Origin of the sequence: Nitrosomonas communis, assembly GCF_900114745.1 — a bacterium.
Classification (GTDB): domain Bacteria; phylum Pseudomonadota; class Gammaproteobacteria; order Burkholderiales; family Nitrosomonadaceae; genus Nitrosomonas; species Nitrosomonas communis_A.
The window spans coordinates 20,601-37,581 of record NZ_FOUB01000036.1 but is presented as its reverse complement, the minus strand read 5'-3'; the positions used below and the strand labels follow the sequence as shown (position 1 = coordinate 37,581).

Annotated in this window: 14 protein-coding genes; all 14 read right to left on the bottom strand. The window is 44.6% G+C overall.

Going from position 1 to position 16,981, the window contains the following annotated elements; all coding sequences use genetic code 11:
• Nucleotides 1-341, bottom strand: a 341-nt coding sequence (locus BM122_RS13195) for an IS630 transposase-related protein (protein ID WP_074905982.1), incomplete at its 3' end; no start/stop codon positions are given.
• A 508-nt stretch (nt 342-849) separates the two neighbouring features.
• On the bottom strand, nt 850-1,998 hold the full coding sequence (ftsZ, locus tag BM122_RS13190; RefSeq protein WP_074905981.1) for a cell division protein FtsZ: 1,149 nt from the start codon (nt 1,996-1,998) through the stop codon (nt 850-852).
• 71 nt (nt 1,999-2,069) lie between these two features.
• Nucleotides 2,070-3,308 carry a cell division protein FtsA gene (ftsA, locus tag BM122_RS13185; RefSeq protein WP_074905980.1) on the bottom strand — a complete coding sequence of 413 codons (1,239 nt, stop codon included), beginning with the start codon at nt 3,306-3,308 and terminating at the stop codon, nt 2,070-2,072.
• 19 nt (nt 3,309-3,327) lie between these two features.
• Entirely contained in the window at nt 3,328-4,086 is a 759-nt protein-coding gene (locus BM122_RS13180; RefSeq protein ID WP_256212046.1) for a cell division protein FtsQ/DivIB, read from the bottom strand.
• Between the two features lie 7 nt (nt 4,087-4,093).
• A complete protein-coding gene (locus BM122_RS13175; RefSeq protein ID WP_074905978.1) occupies nt 4,094-5,011 on the bottom strand; it encodes a D-alanine--D-alanine ligase in 918 nt (305 codons plus the stop codon).
• Nucleotides 5,011-5,976, bottom strand: a complete 966-nt coding sequence (gene murB, locus BM122_RS13170) for a UDP-N-acetylmuramate dehydrogenase (protein WP_177198140.1) — start codon at nt 5,974-5,976, stop codon at nt 5,011-5,013. The genes BM122_RS13175 and murB overlap by 1 nt, the downstream gene beginning before the upstream one ends.
• 70 nt (nt 5,977-6,046) lie before the next feature.
• Nucleotides 6,047-7,465 carry a UDP-N-acetylmuramate--L-alanine ligase gene (gene murC, locus BM122_RS13165; RefSeq protein ID WP_074905977.1) on the bottom strand — a complete coding sequence of 473 codons (1,419 nt, stop codon included), beginning with the start codon at nt 7,463-7,465 and terminating at the stop codon, nt 6,047-6,049.
• Nucleotides 7,462-8,529, bottom strand: a complete 1,068-nt coding sequence (gene murG, locus BM122_RS13160; RefSeq protein WP_074905976.1) for an undecaprenyldiphospho-muramoylpentapeptide beta-N-acetylglucosaminyltransferase — start codon at nt 8,527-8,529, stop codon at nt 7,462-7,464. Before murG ends, murC begins: the two co-directional genes overlap by 4 nt.
• Before the next feature lie 46 nt (nt 8,530-8,575).
• On the bottom strand, nt 8,576-9,736 hold the full coding sequence (ftsW, locus tag BM122_RS13155) for a putative lipid II flippase FtsW (RefSeq protein ID WP_074905975.1): 1,161 nt from the start codon (nt 9,734-9,736) through the stop codon (nt 8,576-8,578).
• A gap of 3 nt (nt 9,737-9,739) precedes the next feature.
• Nucleotides 9,740-11,149, bottom strand: coding sequence for a UDP-N-acetylmuramoyl-L-alanine--D-glutamate ligase (murD, locus tag BM122_RS13150; protein WP_074905974.1), 1,410 nt, complete (start codon nt 11,147-11,149; stop codon nt 9,740-9,742).
• Nucleotides 11,146-12,231 (bottom strand): phospho-N-acetylmuramoyl-pentapeptide-transferase, encoded by a 1,086-nt coding sequence (gene mraY / locus BM122_RS13145; RefSeq protein WP_074905973.1) that lies wholly within the window; start codon nt 12,229-12,231, stop codon nt 11,146-11,148. The genes murD and mraY overlap by 4 nt, the downstream gene beginning before the upstream one ends.
• A gap of 82 nt (nt 12,232-12,313) precedes the next feature.
• A complete protein-coding gene (locus BM122_RS13140) occupies nt 12,314-13,696 on the bottom strand; it encodes a UDP-N-acetylmuramoyl-tripeptide--D-alanyl-D-alanine ligase (RefSeq protein WP_074905972.1) in 1,383 nt (460 codons plus the stop codon).
• Nucleotides 13,693-15,255: a UDP-N-acetylmuramoyl-L-alanyl-D-glutamate--2,6-diaminopimelate ligase gene (locus BM122_RS13135; RefSeq protein WP_074905971.1), complete on the bottom strand. Its 1,563-nt coding sequence runs from the start codon at nt 15,253-15,255 to the stop codon at nt 13,693-13,695. Before BM122_RS13135 ends, BM122_RS13140 begins: the two co-directional genes overlap by 4 nt.
• On the bottom strand, nt 15,252-16,979 hold the full coding sequence (locus BM122_RS13130; RefSeq protein ID WP_074905970.1) for a peptidoglycan D,D-transpeptidase FtsI family protein: 1,728 nt from the start codon (nt 16,977-16,979) through the stop codon (nt 15,252-15,254). The genes BM122_RS13135 and BM122_RS13130 overlap by 4 nt, the downstream gene beginning before the upstream one ends.
• Between the last annotated feature and the right edge of the window lie 2 nt (nt 16,980-16,981).

Sequence of the window (16,981 nt, the reverse complement as noted above, 5' to 3'; positions counted from 1 at the left end):
AGCGCCAGAAAAATAGCGTTTTGCGCCACACCCAAACGTTTTGCCCGCTCGTACTGATAAGCATCAGGATAATCGCGAATATCCTGCCGCAACACATCAAGATCAATCTTGCGTTGGCGAAACCCTTGAGGTTTACGATGGATGTTCTTAACCCAACGCGTCACGCTCGCCACGCCAACATCAAACCGGGCCGCCACCTCGGCTATCGTAAGTCCTTTTTTCTCTCTGACAGACAGGACTTTACGGCGGAAATCCAGTGAATAGGCCATCTTTAAATTATAATCAAAATTATCTGGTTGTGCTATATTATCCAGGTATTTCCAGAAATTAAAAGCTTCCATCTACTGCCACCTCTTCATCTCCATCATCCAATTTTGAATGTCTAAAGCACAATTACCATAAAGCTAAAGCGAAATAACTCACTACTTTTTAAAAAATATTCTGATCCAGCGTTGAACGATAATCCCTGTATCTTCAGAAAAATTATCCAGCACGAAGAACGGTCATTTCTTGTTATATTTGATAAAACTTAAGAGGAAAAGTTTGACAAGATTTTGTATAGAGCAACTAAACTCAGCTATCAGTTCAGTTAACCATGCTATTCCATTTCTAAATCAAAACTGACTTTGTCGGTTTCACCTTGCCGTATTATTTATAATGTCTGCGGCTCGCCTTCGCGTCATTTTGATTTGGAAATGGAATTATTAAACCAGATAAATTAATGTGCCAATAACAATACTGCCCCTACTAATTACAGTAGGGGCAGCGTAACATGCGTTTAGGAGCTACCAATCTAGAAGCAGATTACCAGATGTTTTTCAAGATAGGCATTGATTTTAAAGCCCTCTTTTAATCTGCTTGTCTTCTCAGGAATGCGGGAATATCCATCGGATCGACACCTGATTGCTGCATTGCAGCTACCGTGGCACTGCTTCTCCTTCCTGTACGCATCACAGCTGGCTCTTCAAAGTGCATAGTGGAGGTTCTGTCGTCTGTTCCAGTACGGGTATGAATCACAGTAAGTGGTCGGGTTTGGGTTTGAGTAACACTTCCCAATCCAGTGGCAACAAGCGTTACACGCAAGTCATCGTTCATTCCTTCATCGATTACTGTTCCAACGATAACGGTCGCATCTTCAGCCGTCAGCTCTTTAACCGTATTCATTACCTCATGTACTTCGCGCATTTTCATGCCTGAGTTGGCAGTGATATTTACCAAAACACCGCGCGCACCTGATAGTGTTATTTCCTCAAGTAGCGGACTAGCCACTGCCTGCTCTGCCGCCATGCGTGCACGATCAACTCCACTTGCCACAGCTGAGCCCATCATGGCCATACCCATTTCTGACATGACGGTTTTAACGTCAGCAAAATCGACATTGACAAGCCCGGGACAATTAATCACTTCGGCAATACCCGCTACCGCGCCGTATAGTACGTCATTGGCTGCTTTGAATGCATCCAGCATACTGATATCGTTACCCAGCACCATCATCAGTTTATCATTGGGAATGACAATCAAAGAATCAACATGCTGTGCCAGGGCTTCCATACCAGCTTGGGCTGTTTTCAGACGTTTTCCTTCAAATGAGAAAGGTTTGCTGACCACGGCAACAGTAAGAATGCCCATTTCCTTAGCGATTTGTGCTACCACGGGTGCAGCCCCTGTTCCGGTACCCCCACCCATACCGGCTGTTATAAATAGCATATCAGCGCCTTGAATCAATTCTGCAATGCGGTCTCGATCTTCCAAAGCAGCCTCACGCCCAACTTCCGGATTGGCACCTGCTCCCAGCCCTCTCGTAATACCCCCGCCGAGCTGAAGCAAGGTGGGCGCACGGTTTGCTTTGAGCGCCTGCGCGTCGGTATTAATACAAATAAATTCAACTCCTTTTGTTTCATTCTGGATCATATGATCGACTGCATTGCCACCACATCCTCCCACACCGATTACTTTTATGATGGCTTCCTGACTATCCGTATTCATGATTTCAAACATGATGCTTCTCCTTTTAGCATGTTAGATTTTAGATAACTTCGTTTTAATGCGCTGTGTTGACAACGCTATACTCAAAAATTCTTCTGAAACCAACTTTTCATTCTTGCGAAGACCTGCTTAGCTGATCCCCCTTGTAAATGGCCGTGTTGATGGAGCCGATGTTCCTCCATACCAGCCATAATTAAACCGATACCTGTGGAAAATCTGGGAGTTCGAACAACTTCCTCCAGACTTCCTTTATACTGAGGTATCCCTAGACGTACAGGCATATGAAATATTTCTTCGCCCAGTTCTACCATTCCCTGCAAAGAGCTACTCCCACCGGTAATGACAATTCCAGAGGAAAGCAGCTGTTCAAAACCGCTACGTCGTAATTCAGCTTGTATCAATAAATAAAGCTCTTCTACGCGTGGCTCAATAACTTCTGCGAGCGTTTGCCTGGAAAGCTGGCGTGCTCCTCGATTACCGACGTCTGGCACTTCCACCACTTCACGCACATCAGCTAGCGTGCGTAAGGCACACCCATAACGACACTTGATGTCTTCCGCATCTTTGGTCGGTGTGCGTAGAGCCATGGCAATATCATTCGTGATTTGATCGCCAGCAATTGGAATGACTGCAGTATGGCGAATTGCCCCATTAGTAAATACCGTGATATCAGTTGTTCCTCCCCCGATATCAACCAGGCACACACCTAAATCCTTCTCATCCTCAGATAAAACGGCAATGGCCGAAGCTAGTGGTTGCAAAATCAAATCGCGTACTTCCAAGCCACAACGATGAACACATTTAATAATATTTTGCGCAGCTGATACTGCGCCAGTTACGATATGCACCTTTACTTCAAGCCGTATTCCACTCATACCAATAGGTTCTCGCACATCTTCCTGCCCATCGACAATAAATTCCTGATTAAGGATATGTAGAATCTGTTGATCAGCTGGGATATTGACCGCTTTGGCGGTTTCCATCACTTTCTCCACATCCAGTGCCGATACTTCTTTATCCTTGATCGCAACCATCCCGTGTGAATTGAACCCTCGAATATGACTACCTGCAATGCCGGTATAAACTTCACTCACCTTACAGTCTGCCATCAATTCAACTTCTTCGAGTGCTCGCTGGATCGCGGTAACCGTTGTTTCAATGTTGACCACGACGCCTTTTTTCAATCCACGTGAAGGATGACTCCCCAAGCCAATAATTTCAAAACCACCCTCAGGTTTTATTTCAGCAACAATGGCCATAATTTTTGAAGTGCCTATATCCAGGCCAACGATCAGGTCTCTGCCTTCTTTGGCTTTATTCATTTAACATTCCTCCCTGATTTCACAACTTCTTGCCGGTACCGGTCTTACGCGCAACCTGTGGCATTGCCTCAGACAGCCGTATGGCAAACCCATTAGGATAACGCAAATCCACATATTCCAGAGGAATTGACTGATTCATGTTTACAATACTTTGGCTATAAACTGAAACATAACGCTTCAGTCGAGTTTCAATTTTTTCACGACCCAGTTTTAATAACGTTCCATTTTCCAGACGAACAAGCCAAGCATGCCGCGGCGATAACGTAATTTCTGCAACACTTTGCTTGATTGGCTCTAATAATTTGTTAAAAGTTTCATATTGATCAATAATCACCGACACGCTTTCTTCACTAGGGCCGGTAAAAACTGGCAATATTTCGTCAGTTGGGGCGCGAAATATTTCTCCTTGCCTATTCACTAGCGCCGTATCACCCCAGTACGCAAATGCGCTATGTTCTTCCAGCATCACTTTTAATCCTGATGGCCAGGTGCGCTGAACCTTTGCTGATCGCACCCATGGCAAACTTTTAAATGTTTCGCGTAATGCATCCAAATTAACAGTAAAAAAATTTCCTCTCACTTCATTCCGAGCAATACTTTCAATCTCTTGGCGGGTGATATACCGTAGCTTAGTGTTTCCCAATTGATTGACACTCATTCCTTCCACACTAATTTCCTTTAGTACAAACAGGGGTAATTTTATCACCCTTGAACCAAGGACATAAATTGCCGCCAATATCACGCCTGTAAACATCATGTTGGCAAATAAATTCAGCATTCGATAATTATTCCACATAGGACAATGCCAAAATTTTTACGACTAACTCTTCAAACGAAATACCTGCAACTTTCGCAGCCATCGGGACAAGGCTATGATCAGTCATGCCTGGGGATGTATTCGCTTCAAGAAAGTAAGGCTGATCATTTTTATCCAAGATCAAATCCACCCTGCTCCATCCTACGCATCCCAAAATTCTGTGTGCCTGCAAAGCTTGCGCCTGTAGCTGGCGACTGAGTTCATCCGGCAGCCCGCTTGGGCAAAAATAACGGGTATCATTTGCAACATACTTTGCATGATAATCGTACAGTTCTCCGGTCACTTCTATGCGAACTAGTGGCAGCGGTATCTCACCCAGAATTGCGGCAGTTAATTCCTTACCCTCAATAAATTGCTCTGCCAATACAATCGAATCATGCTGTGCTGCTAACTGATAAGCATTTGAAAAATCTTTCTTTGCCTCAATCTTACTAAGACCTATCGTTGAGCCTTCGCGTGCCGGTTTAATGATCAAAGGTAAATCGAGGTAAGCTACCACTTCATCAAAATCACTTTGGGCATCGATGATGAGGTAACGGGGCGTACTGATTCCCACGGCCTGCCAGATTAATTTAGTGCGCCATTTATCCATTGCCAGAGCGCTCGCAAGAACACCACTGCCAGTATAAGGCAACCCCATCAGTTCTAAAGCCCCCTGGACCGAACCATCCTCTCCATAACGGCCATGCAATGCGATGAATGCCAGATTGAACCCTTGTTGCTGTAGCGCTTCCATAGGCTGATGAGCCGGATCAAAAGGATACGCATCCACCCCTTTACTTAGCAGCGCCTTAAGTACTGCCGCGCCACTTTTAAGTGAAATTTCACGCTCTGCTGAACGCCCACCTAGCAGTACGGCAACTTTTCCGAAATTAGGCACGCGCATTATCTCTCATCCCTGGCATCGCCAATAATCCTAACCTCCTGAATCAAATCAATTCCTGATTTTTCCTTCACGGTGCTGCGTATCAGGGAAATAATTGCCTCGATATCCGCAGCAGTAGCGCCCTCGTCATTGATGATGAAATTGGCATGCTTGCTTGAAACGATTGCTCCACCTACACGATAGCCCTTGAGGCCGGATGCTTCTATCAGGCGTGCGGCATAGTCACCAGTCGGGTTACGGAAAACCGAACCTGCATTAGGAAAATTCAGTGGTTGACTATTAATACGCGCTGCTAATAATGCTTTGATTTTTTGTCGGGAGTTGTCATGATTACCTTGTTGTAATTTGAACCACCCGCCGACAAACCATTCCTCATCGCTAACGCTATCGAATTCTTGTTGCAAAGCGATATGCCGGTACCCGACAAGATAATCTTCTGGGTTCCGTTCATGCAACTTACCTACTCGATTGATTGTTTTAACCTTCTCTACAATTCCCCAAGTTTCTGCACCATAACATCCAGCATTCATTGCTAAGGCTCCCCCCACCGTCCCTGGAATTCCAGCCAGAAATTCTGCACCAGCCAAGTGATGTAAAGCTGCAAAACGTGCTAGCTTGGCACAAGGCACTCCCGCCTCGGCATAAATTAAGCCACCTACTTCATCTTGCTTGATCAGAAGTAAATTACTAAGCCGGGCATGCAATGCCACGACTACACCGCGAAGACCCCCATCACGCACCAGCAAATTGCTCCCTAACCCAATCATATGAACCGGCTCGGCTCTGGGTAAATGGCGTAAAAATAGAACAAGATCTTGCAGATCAGCCGGTAAGTAAAAATAATCCGCCACACCTCCAGCACGCCAAGAAACGTGTTTTCTCATCGGTTCATGCCCACGTAGCACACCCCGTAGCAAACGGGTATCGATCACTCCAATAAAATCATCCTGCTCTGAAATGCTCATAGCCGTCACACGCGGCCGAGATATCGCTCGACTAAATTTTAGATAGCGTGATATTAGTGTACTCATTGATTCATTCACCCACGACAGCAAGTTTTTTCACGGCTTGCTTCACACGAGCAGCTACTTTCCCTATTGAGCCAGCCCCCATGATCAATACGATATCCCTATCTAATACAACCTCATGGATCACTGCAGGAAGTTCATCTATATGTTCGGTATAAATGGGTTCCAATTTTCCTAGTACTCTAATGGCACGGGCTAGTGATTTGCTATCTGCAGCAACGATAGGATCCTCTCCCGCTGCATATACCTCGGTCAGCAGCAACAGATCAGCGCTGGACAATACTCGGACGAAATCTTCAAACACATCTCGCGTACGAGTATAACGGTGAGGTTGAAAAACCAACACGAGCCGGCGCCCAGGAAATGCACCACGCGCTGCTGCCATAGTTGCAGCGATTTCCACTGGATGGTGACCATAGTCATCTATCAAGGTAAAACTACTTTGTCCGGTCAATTTAACCTCACCATAGCGCTGAAAACGACGTTCGACACCTCCAAATGTCGCCAAAGCATGGATGATGGCAGCATCACAGACGCCCAGCTCATTACAAACTGCTATGGCTGCAAGTGCATTCTGAACATTATGAATACCTGGTAGATTAAGCGTAACATTGATTTTGCGTGCTATATTATTTACGCCAATATGTGCACAAAAATGCATTCTGCCATTATCGTGGTGAATATCAGTCGCACTAATATGTGCACTTTCGGACAAGCCATAGGTGGTCACTGGCTTAGTAATGGTTGACATGATATCGCGCACATTTTTATCATCGATACATAATACTGCCATACCATAAAAAGGTAAGTGCTCGATAAATTCGACAAATGTCTGTTTGAGCTTACTGAAATCATGACCATAAGTAACCATATGATCAGCATCGATATTGGTCACTGCTGCCAAAATAGGCTTTAAATAAAGAAAGGAAGCATCAGACTCATCTGCTTCTACTACGATAAATTCCCCACTACCGAGTTTGGCATGACTGCCCGCTGCCTCGAGTTTGCCACCAATCACGAAAGTCGGATCAAGTCCTGCTTCTGCCAAAATACTTGCAATGAGACTGGTGGTAGTCGTTTTACCATGAGTACCCGCCACAGCTATTCCTTGTCGCAAGCGTAATAATTCTGCCAGCATCATGGCACGTGGTACCACTGGAATGCGACGTTCACGTGCGGCTGTAACCTCAGGATTGTCCTGTCTTACTGCGGTTGAAGTCACCACAACGTCAGCAGATGCAACATTCTCCTTGGCATGGCCGATATGAACTATGGCACCCAGTTTCTGCAAACGCTCAGTTGTCAGACTCTTGCTTAGATCTGAGCCACTTACCAGATAGCCCTGATTAATCATGACTTCAGCGATTCCCCCCATCCCTGAACCTCCAATTCCTACAAAATGCACATGCCTAACCTTATGTTTCATCTAGCCGGCGCTCCTATTTCCAGACAGACCTCTGCGACCATTTTGGTTGCATCCGGTATCGCTAGACTGCGCGCGAGTGTTGCCATCTCCAGTAATCTTTTACGTGTAAGTCCCCTGATCAAACCTGCCAGAACCTCTGGAGTTAATTTATCTTGAGGCAATAACAGGGCGGCATTATGTTGGCTTAAGAACTGAGCATTAGCAGTTTGATGATCATCCACTGCAAAAGGATAGGGGATAAGAATACTAGCAACACCCACCACCGCCAGCTCTGATATAGTCAGCGCACCAGCACGACAGATGACTAGATCGCATTCAGCATAACTCGCAGCCATATCTTCGATAAAAGATACCAAATTACCCTCTACCCCAGATTCAGCATAATTTTTTTGCAATTCATTCAAATTATTTTTTCCTGCCTGGTGTGTGATCCAAGGACGTTCATTTTCTGGAATCAGCTTTAATGCCTTTGGTATGGTTGTATTCAGTATGCGTGCTCCCAAACTGCCCCCGATCACTAATACCTTGAGTCTTCCACTGCGCTTAGCAAAACGTTGTTCAGGTAACGGCAATCGCAAAATGTCATATCGCACTGGATTTCCAGTCACCTGTACTTTGTTGGTTTTACCTCTTATAGCAGCGGGAAATCCCAGTAAAATTTTGTCAGCAATTTTTGCAAGGATCCGGTTCGTAAGACCAGGAATTGCATTTTGCTCATGGATTAAGAGAGGTTTATTTAATAATGAGGCCATGATACCGCCTGGAAAAGCGGGATAACCGCCCATTCCCAATACCACATCGGGTTGAGTGCGGATAATTATTCTGGCGCTCTGCCAGAAAGCCAACAACAAGCGCCATGGCAACCATAACCAATCCAGCACTTTTTTCCTCCTCAAACCGGAAAATTCAATCAGCTCAGTGTGATATCCATGCTTGGGTACTAATACCGCCTCCATCCCATTATGTGTACCCAACCAGACGATATGCCAATCTAATGTTTTCATATGATCAGCCACTGCCAATCCAGGAAAAACATGACCGCCTGTTCCACCAGCCATAATCATGATTGTTCGTGCCACCTTCACATCACTAGAATAGTTATCAAAGTAATCACACGTTTAACCCTTTTATTTTTTGTCTATTTTCCCAATCTACCCGCAATAAAACAGCAAGCGCAATACAGGTAACGACGATACTACTTCCACCAAAACTCATAAGTGGTAGTGTCAATCCTTTAGTCGGCAACACTCCCATATTTACCCCCATATTGATAAAAGCCTGGAACCCCAGCCAGACCCCAATTCCTTGTGCTACCAAGGCTGAGAAATAGTTTTCCAAGATGGCTGCTGTACGGCCGATAATAAATGCGCGCACAAGTATACAGGTAAACATCGCCATCACCGTTGCCACACCTACAAACCCCAATTCTTCAGCAAGCACAGCAAACATAAAATCAGTATGTGCTTCCGGCAAATAAAACAGTTTTTCTACACTTCCACCCAACCCCACTCCAAACCATTCACCTCGCCCAAATGCAATCAATGCATGGCTTAATTGATAACCCTTGCCATAAGGATCAGCCCACGGATCTAGAAAACCATCAATACGACTACTACGATAACTTACTGATATAATTAATAGACTCAAACAAGCAACGAGCAGCCCTGTCACTCCGACAAATAGCTTTAGACTCATACCCCCCATGAACATAATTGCAACCGCAATGCCAGTCACAACTACAAATGCGCCATAATCAGGTTCGCGCAGTAACAAAAAACCTACTGCGGATATCAAAGCCAGGATAGGCAAAACACCTTTACGCCAGTTATCGAGGTAAGCCAATTTACGAACGACATAATCCGAAGCGTAGATCACCATTAAGAGCTTCATCAGCTCAGATGGTTGAAAATTGACTATTCCCAGTGAAATCCAGCGCTGACTGCCATTAATTTCACGACCAATTCCTGGAATCAATACCAGAATTAATAATATAGTTCCGACCAAAAACAGATGGGGGCAATATTCCCGCCATGCGCGCATAGGAAATTGGAAAGCAAAAAATCCGATTACTAGACCTACAAATAAATAAATACTATGACGTATCAAATAATAGTACGAGCCACTTTCACCATATTCCGACTCGGCGATTGCAATTGATGCAGAATAAACCATGACCAACCCAAGGCTTAACAATATTAGTGCAGACCAAATCAAATAGTAGTCAAAATCGGTTGTTATTTCCTGGCGATTAATAGTGGGTTGATTAATCATGAGTCAATGGCTCTCTTGAGCAGAAAAAATAAACTTCTTTTCAATTTCTCTGACAGCAGCAATAAAAACCTCTGCCCGATGGATGTAATTTCTAAACATATCCAAACTGGCGCAAGCTGGGGACAACATAACTACATCACCTGGTTGTGCCAATAAAAAACTTATCCGGACAGCCTCGTCCATGGTTGCAGCATAATGAATTGAAAATTGGCAATCGCTGATTACTTCAGCGATCTTTTTGGCATCACGACCAAGTAATACCACTGCACGCGTACAGTTAGCTACAGGTTGCTTTAAAGGAGAAAAGTCTTGCCCCTTCCCATCCCCCCCTGCAATCAACACCACGTTTTTTTGCATTCCATTCAATGCTGCAATAGCGGATCCTACATTAGTGCTTTTGGAGTCGTCATAAAAAGTAACATTATTAATCACAGCTATTTTTTGCATACGATGGGGCAATCCCTGAAACTCACGCAAAGCTTTCAACAGGGGCTCATAGGGCAATGTGACGGCACGACATAACGCTATCGCCGCCAGCGCATTGGCAATATTATGCATGCCAGGAATCATCATCTCACTAGCTTTTATTAAGTACATTCCTCCTTGAACCAACCAAAGATCTGCACCACTTTGCAACAAACCAAAATCCATATTTGAGATTGGTTCATCCAGGCCAAAAGTCATTTGTTTTCTGTCAGGCAATGCCATAGCGCGCACAATCGCATCATCCCGATTTAGAATTTGGACACTTTTGTTATCTCCGATAAAGATTCTTGCTTTAGCTACTGCATAGTCATGCATGCCAGCATAGCGATCGAAATGATCTTCACTTAAATTAAGTACCGCTGCTGCATCAGCAGCAAGATTTTGTGTTGTCTCCAGTTGAAAACTAGAAAGCTCCAGCACCCAATATTGTGGCAATTTACCCAAATCCATGCGCCGCATGAGTGATTCCAATACTGCCGGACCAATGTTACCCGCCACTTCAACATCCCATCCCGCATTTCTGACCATCTCGCCTACCATCGTCGTGACAGTTGTCTTTCCATTCGAACCGGTAATGGCCAAAATTTTGGGCCTTGGTTGCTCAAGCTTTTCTAGTGCCTGGGCAAATAATTCAATATCTCCTACTACGGGTATGTCGCGCTTCACAGCTTGTTGTACGAGCGGCTCAGCCAATGGCACACCCGGGCTGATCGCAATGAGCTCAATATCATTAAACACTTCTGCTCTGAACGGTCCACCGTATATTTTTCCAGCAGGAATCAATTGTTCCAGCACTGCACGATTCGGAGGGGAAGTACGATTATCAGCAGCACGCACCTCTGCACCTTGGCGTGTTAACCATTTCACCATCGATAGACCCGTTTCCCCCATTCCCAAAACCAGCACTTTTTTATTACGCAAATTCATCGTAACTTTAATGTTGATAATCCCACTAACACTAGAATGATCGTCAAAATCCAGAATCTGACGACCACCTGATTCTCTTTCCATCCTTTCAATTCAAAATGATGATGAAGGGGCGCCATACGGAAGATACGCTTACCGAACAGCTTAAAGGATGTCACTTGTAACATCACCGACAAAGCTTCCATCACAAATACTCCGCCCATAATGACCAACACGATTTCCTGGCGGACAATCACGGTTATCACACCTAATGCTGCACCCAGTGCAAGTGCACCAACGTCACCCATAAATACTTCTGCCGGATAAGTGTTAAACCATAGAAATGCCAAACCAGCACCGGCAAGTGCACCACAAAAAACTGCCAGTTCACCAGCATTAGGGATATAAGGAATACCCAGATATTTTGCGAAAACAACATGACCGGCTACATAGGCAAAAATTGCCAGAGCACCGCTAATCATGACTGTCGGCATAATGGCAAGACCATCTAATCCATCTGTCAAATTTACTGCATTGCTTGTTCCTACGATAACGAGATAAGTCAACAACACAAAGCCAGAGATCCCCAATGGAATCGCCACCTCTTTAAAGAATGGCACAATCATATTAATCTGTTCAGGAAGCTCAGCTATCGAGACGAGATACCATGCTACACAACACGCGATGACTGATTGCCAGAAAAACTTAACTGATGCAGATAAGCCTTTGGAATTACGATGGACTACTTTACGGTAATCATCTATCCAGCCGATGACGCCAAATCCCAAAGTAGTCAATAAAACGATCCAAATATATCGATTAGTCAGATCCGCCCATAATAGCGTTGTAATGATAATTGAGACGAGTATCAGTGCTCCTCCCATCGTTGGCGTGCCCGCCTTAACAAGATGAGTTTGCGGACCATCATCACGTATGGATTGGCCAATTTTATACGCCATCAACTTGCGGATCATGGTTGGGCCGACAATAAATGAAATCACCAAGGCGGTAAGTGCAGCCAACATCGTGCGTAAGGTAATATAACTAAAAACATTAAATGCACGGATATCCTGGGAGATCCATTGAGAGATTACTAATAGCATTTTTATCCTTCGAACAATACAAATTGCTTACATTGCATTAAATGGTTATTGTCATTCATTTCTTGTCACGGAAGATACAACATCAAGCCTCTAACCGTCTTATCACGCGCTCCATCTGCATAAAACGCGAGCCTTTTACCAGCATATTAACGTTGCTGTCCAATAATTTTTCCGCTTCTACTAGCAAAGCATCCATACTTGAAAAGTGGCGAGCACCCCTACCAAATCCAACCGCAGCGTGTTTGCTTAAACTGCCCAAAGTAAGCAACTGATCTATCCCGAAATGATTTGCTTCTATACCAATCTGGTAATGAAAATCCGCCGCATTCGGACCTAATTCTCCCATATCACCAAGCACCAGCACTTTTTTTCCAGATTCATTAGCGAGCACCGCAAGTGCCGCTCTCATTGACTCCGGATTAGCGTTATAGGTGTCATCAATCAAGATTGCTTTATGTAAGCCAAGTTTTTTTTGCAGACGCCCTTGTATGCCACGAAATGCTTGTAATCCTGCTGCAATCGTTTGTTTATCAATGCCAACAGCAACCGCTGTTGCTGCAGCTGCCAGAGCATTGTAGATATTATGCTGACCTGGCACTTGTAATCGTATCTCCTCGCTCCCTTCAGGAAGTTTAAGCATCCATCTATTTTCGGAAGAATCAGATTGGTAACAAGCTGTTACTTGTGCAGGGCTATTCAAACTGAAATCAATGATATGCCTACTTTTTACCAGGCTGCGCCATAATGAAGCATGATTATCATCTGCATTGATGATGGCCACCCCCTTATCACTCAAACCCTCAAAGATTTCGCCTTTGGCCCGCGCCACTGCTTCTACCGTACCAAGTCCTTCAATATGAGCTGCACCGGCATTCGTAATAACGGCTACAGTTGGATGAGTCAAACGGGTTAAATAAGCGATCTCCCCAGCGTGATTCATACCCATCTCGATTACGGCATAAGCATGCTGCTCGCGCAGCCTTAACAACATTTGTGGTACACCAATATCATTGTTAAGATTACCAATAGTTGCCAGCACTCTGTCTGAAGCCAAATCGTTTTCTTCGACATTAGCCATCACTGCTTTACAAAAAATGGAGGCAATCATTTCCTTAACCGTTGTCTTACCATTGCTTCCAGTAACCGCCACGAGTGGCAATGAAAAGCGCGTGCGCCAATAATTTGATAATTGCCCTAGACTTAATCGGGTGTCAGAAACTTGTAACCAACCAAATCCTGGTAGAGATTGTCCAATATCAATCTTTCTCTCTACTAAGGCAGCGACTGCTCCTTGATCTCTTGCGCTGGCAATAAATTGATGACCATCGAATCGTTCGCCGGATAATGCTACAAATAGCTCACCATGCTTGATAGTTCGACTATCTGTGCTCACACCTGTAAATAAAACATTCTCACCCCTCCACTGTGCGGATAGGGCGTGCGCAGCTTCTTGTACTGACATCATCTCTGCGCCTGCATTTTCAGGTTAGCTAGATCATCTAGTACTTGTTGCGCAATTTCACGATCATCAAATGGATTTTTTTGTCCATTAATTTCCTGATACGCTTCAGATCCTTTACCAGCAATCAGCACTACATCACCTTTTCGCGCATTGTGTATAGCCTGATAAATCGCTGATGTACGGTCTTCTTCAATTGAGTAATTGTGACGCGAAATACCCGTTATTATTTGGTTTATAATGCCACGAGGATCTTCGCTACGTGGATTATCACTAGTAATGATGACTTCGTCGGCAAGCTTTGTAGTTATTTCACCAGCTAAGGGACGTTTTCCTCGATCCCGATCACCCCCGCAACCAAATACACAGATCAATCTCGGCTTTCTTAAGCTAAATTTATTTCTTGCTTGACTGTTATAAATCGTTTCTCTCAATCCCCTTAACACCTTCTCCAAAGCATCCGGAGTATGGGCATAATCAATGATTACCACAGGTTGCTCGCCTCCACCAAATTTCTCCATTCTTCCTGCAATCGGTTTAACCTGTGATAATGCATTAGATGCCTTGTGAAAATCGACCCCATTCGCAAGCATAGTAGCCAAGACAGCCAGCAAATTCGAGGCATTAAATGTGCTCGTGACATTAGCTTTCAAACTTTTTCGCTGTCCTTCAAATTCAACATCAAACTCCAACCCATCGATATCTACTTTAAGGTTTTTTCCTCGCAGTATCCTCAAGTTTTGTGAATATCTCCCCATATTGTCCGGTTGATTGAATCCATATCCAATAACTTGCATATTCTTGTGTACAAGCTGGTGAGACAACTCCATTCCCAACACATCATCTAGGTTTAAAACCACGCACTTAAGTGTTGGCCAGAAAAATAATTTTGCTTTAGCGGCAGCATAGGCATCCATATTGCCATGATAATCAAGATGATCACGTGATAAATTAGTCAACACCGCCACGGCAAATTCAGCGCCATTAACCCGGCCCTGCACCAGACCATGAGATGAAACCTCCATTACCACACCTTCTGCTCCATTTTGCAAAATCTTTGCAAATTCCGCCTGGAGTGACACTGCATCTGGTGTTGTATTGACCGATTCGTTTAGTGAGTCTAAGAATCCATTCCCTAGCGTACCAATAACCGCGATTTTTTTCCCTAATGCTGTCATTGCCTGAGCATACCAGTGACTACATGAAGTTTTACCATTAGTGCCAGTAATGCCTACAAGCCCTAATTCACGCGAGGGATATCCATACACATGACTGGCAATCACACCAGCCTTGGCTTGCAATCCTGATACAGCACAATTCGGTATTTTCCAAAGGTGATTCCATGTAAATTGATTCTTCTCCCAAATCACAGCATTGGCGCCTACTGCAATAGCATGAGGAATATCTTTGCGTGCATCATATCTCTCACCGGCATAAGCAAGAAAGGTATCGCCTGGTATCAACTTACGGCTGTCTGCAGTCAAGCGCTTCACTGGCACTCCAAGTTGATCGAGAAGCCTGATTGCAAAATTTGCATCCGATTTCCGTATTGCTCCTGGTGTCATCCTTCATTCTCCAACTTAACAGGTAAAGGAGAAGTTACAATATTGCCAAGCGCATCATGTGGAACACGTAATTGTCGCAACGCACCCGACATCACTTGACTGAATAGAGGAGCTGCCACAGCTCCTCCGTAATATTGTCCCGCCGAAGGTTCATCAATCATGACTGCAACAACCAGACGAGGATTGGATACTGGCGCATAACCAACAAATGTAGAAATATATCGGTTTTTTGCATAACCTTTCATACCTTCCAATGGCTTATGCGCTGTTCCAGTTTTGCCAGCAACTCGATAACCGTTGACTTTAGCTTGCAAGCCAGTACCGCCGGGCTGCACTACTGTCTCGAGCATCCTGCTCATGGCCAGTGCCGTTTCACGTGAAATCACTTGCTGACCAACAGGTGGGATATCCCGTTTCAATAACGATACAGGTTTGAGCTCTCCTCCTGCAGCAAAGAGAGTATACGCACGTGCTAATTGCATTAAATTGACTGATATTCCATGGCCATAGGACATCGTAGCCTGTTCGATGGGTCGCCACTTATGGTAAGGACGCAATCTACCGTTTTCTTCTCCCGGAAAGCTTGCTCCCGTTGGCATACCAAAACCAGAACGACTCAGCATTTCCCACAATGTTTTAGAGGGTAACATCAGAGCAATTTTTGCTGCCCCCACATTACTCGATTCTTGAATAACTTGAGATACAGAAATTGTTCCTTTATTACGGACATCCCGTATCGTAGCGTTTCCTACTTTCAGCATACCCGGAGAGGTATGAAACAGCGTATTGGGATTAATCTTGCCTATCTCCATCGCGACAGCGACAGCAAATGGCTTGAGTGTCGAGCCCGGTTCGAAAACATCAACTAAAGCCCGATTACGTGTTATTCCAGGTCGTATAGTTGATCGCTGGTTAGGGTTATAGGAGGGATAATTGGCTAATCCCAGCACTTCTCCTGTCTGTACATCCAGCACAATAACACTACCCGCCTTAGCCTGATTAGCCTTAACTGCTCGCTTTAATTCTCGATGAGCAAGATATTGTATTTTACTATCAATCGATAACATCAAGTTTTGGCCAGGTTTGGGCGAGCGAATTTTCTCGACACTCTCTATGACACGCCCGATACGATCCTTAATTACGCGACGGCTACCATGCTCACCCGTAAGAATATCTTCCCATCCTAGTTCTACACCTTCTTGTCCCTTTCCATCTATGTCAGCAAAACCAACAATGTGGGCAGCCACATCCCCTGTTGGGTAATATCGGTAAAATTCCCGTTTAAGATACACACCGGCTATTTTTAAATTAGCCACACCAGATGCCATTTCCGGTGATAATTGTCTTCTTAGATAAATAAATCTCTTATCCTGATCAAGAACTCGCTTGCGTAGGTCTGTTACATCCATTTCGAGCAATTGAGCTAATGCCTGTAATTGCTCGGGTGTTGCGTTTACTTTTTGCGGATCTGCCCAAACAGATTTTACTGGGGCACTGATCGCCAGTATCTCACCATGCCGGTCTGTTATTTTTCCCCGTTGCGCATTCAATTCCACGATACGGCTATAGCGTGATTGCCCTTGCTGTTGGAGAAAATCCTTATTCAGTCCTTGCAAATAAATAGCGCGCCCTGCCAGTACAGCCAACCCCAACAGCAATAGCATTATCAGCAATCGTGAACGCCATAGAGGTAAAGCCAAAGACGATGCAGGATCGCGTCTCATGA

Excerpts from the sequence above, each read along its gene's own strand:
- ftsZ (WP_074905981.1), bottom strand. The coding sequence starts at position 1,998 with ATGTTTGAAATCATGAATACGGATAGTCAGGAAGCCATCATAAAAGTA.
- ftsA (WP_074905980.1), bottom strand. The coding sequence starts at position 3,308 with ATGAATAAAGCCAAAGAAGGCAGAGACCTGATCGTTGGCCTGGATATA.
- BM122_RS13180 (WP_256212046.1), bottom strand. The coding sequence starts at position 4,086 with ATGCTGAATTTATTTGCCAACATGATGTTTACAGGCGTGATATTGGCG.
- BM122_RS13175 (WP_074905978.1), bottom strand. The coding sequence starts at position 5,011 with ATGCGCGTGCCTAATTTCGGAAAAGTTGCCGTACTGCTAGGTGGGCGT.
- murB (WP_177198140.1), bottom strand. The coding sequence starts at position 5,976 with ATGAGCATTTCAGAGCAGGATGATTTTATTGGAGTGATCGATACCCGT.
- murC (WP_074905977.1), bottom strand. The coding sequence starts at position 7,465 with ATGAAACATAAGGTTAGGCATGTGCATTTTGTAGGAATTGGAGGTTCA.
- murG (WP_074905976.1), bottom strand. The coding sequence starts at position 8,529 with ATGATTATGGCTGGTGGAACAGGCGGTCATGTTTTTCCTGGATTGGCA.
- ftsW (WP_074905975.1), bottom strand. The coding sequence starts at position 9,736 with ATGATTAATCAACCCACTATTAATCGCCAGGAAATAACAACCGATTTT.
- murD (WP_074905974.1), bottom strand. The coding sequence starts at position 11,149 with ATGAATTTGCGTAATAAAAAAGTGCTGGTTTTGGGAATGGGGGAAACG.
- mraY (WP_074905973.1), bottom strand. The coding sequence starts at position 12,231 with ATGCTATTAGTAATCTCTCAATGGATCTCCCAGGATATCCGTGCATTT.
- BM122_RS13140 (WP_074905972.1), bottom strand. The coding sequence starts at position 13,696 with ATGATGTCAGTACAAGAAGCTGCGCACGCCCTATCCGCACAGTGGAGG.
- BM122_RS13135 (WP_074905971.1), bottom strand. The coding sequence starts at position 15,255 with ATGACACCAGGAGCAATACGGAAATCGGATGCAAATTTTGCAATCAGG.
- BM122_RS13130 (WP_074905970.1), bottom strand. The coding sequence starts at position 16,979 with ATGAGACGCGATCCTGCATCGTCTTTGGCTTTACCTCTATGGCGTTCA.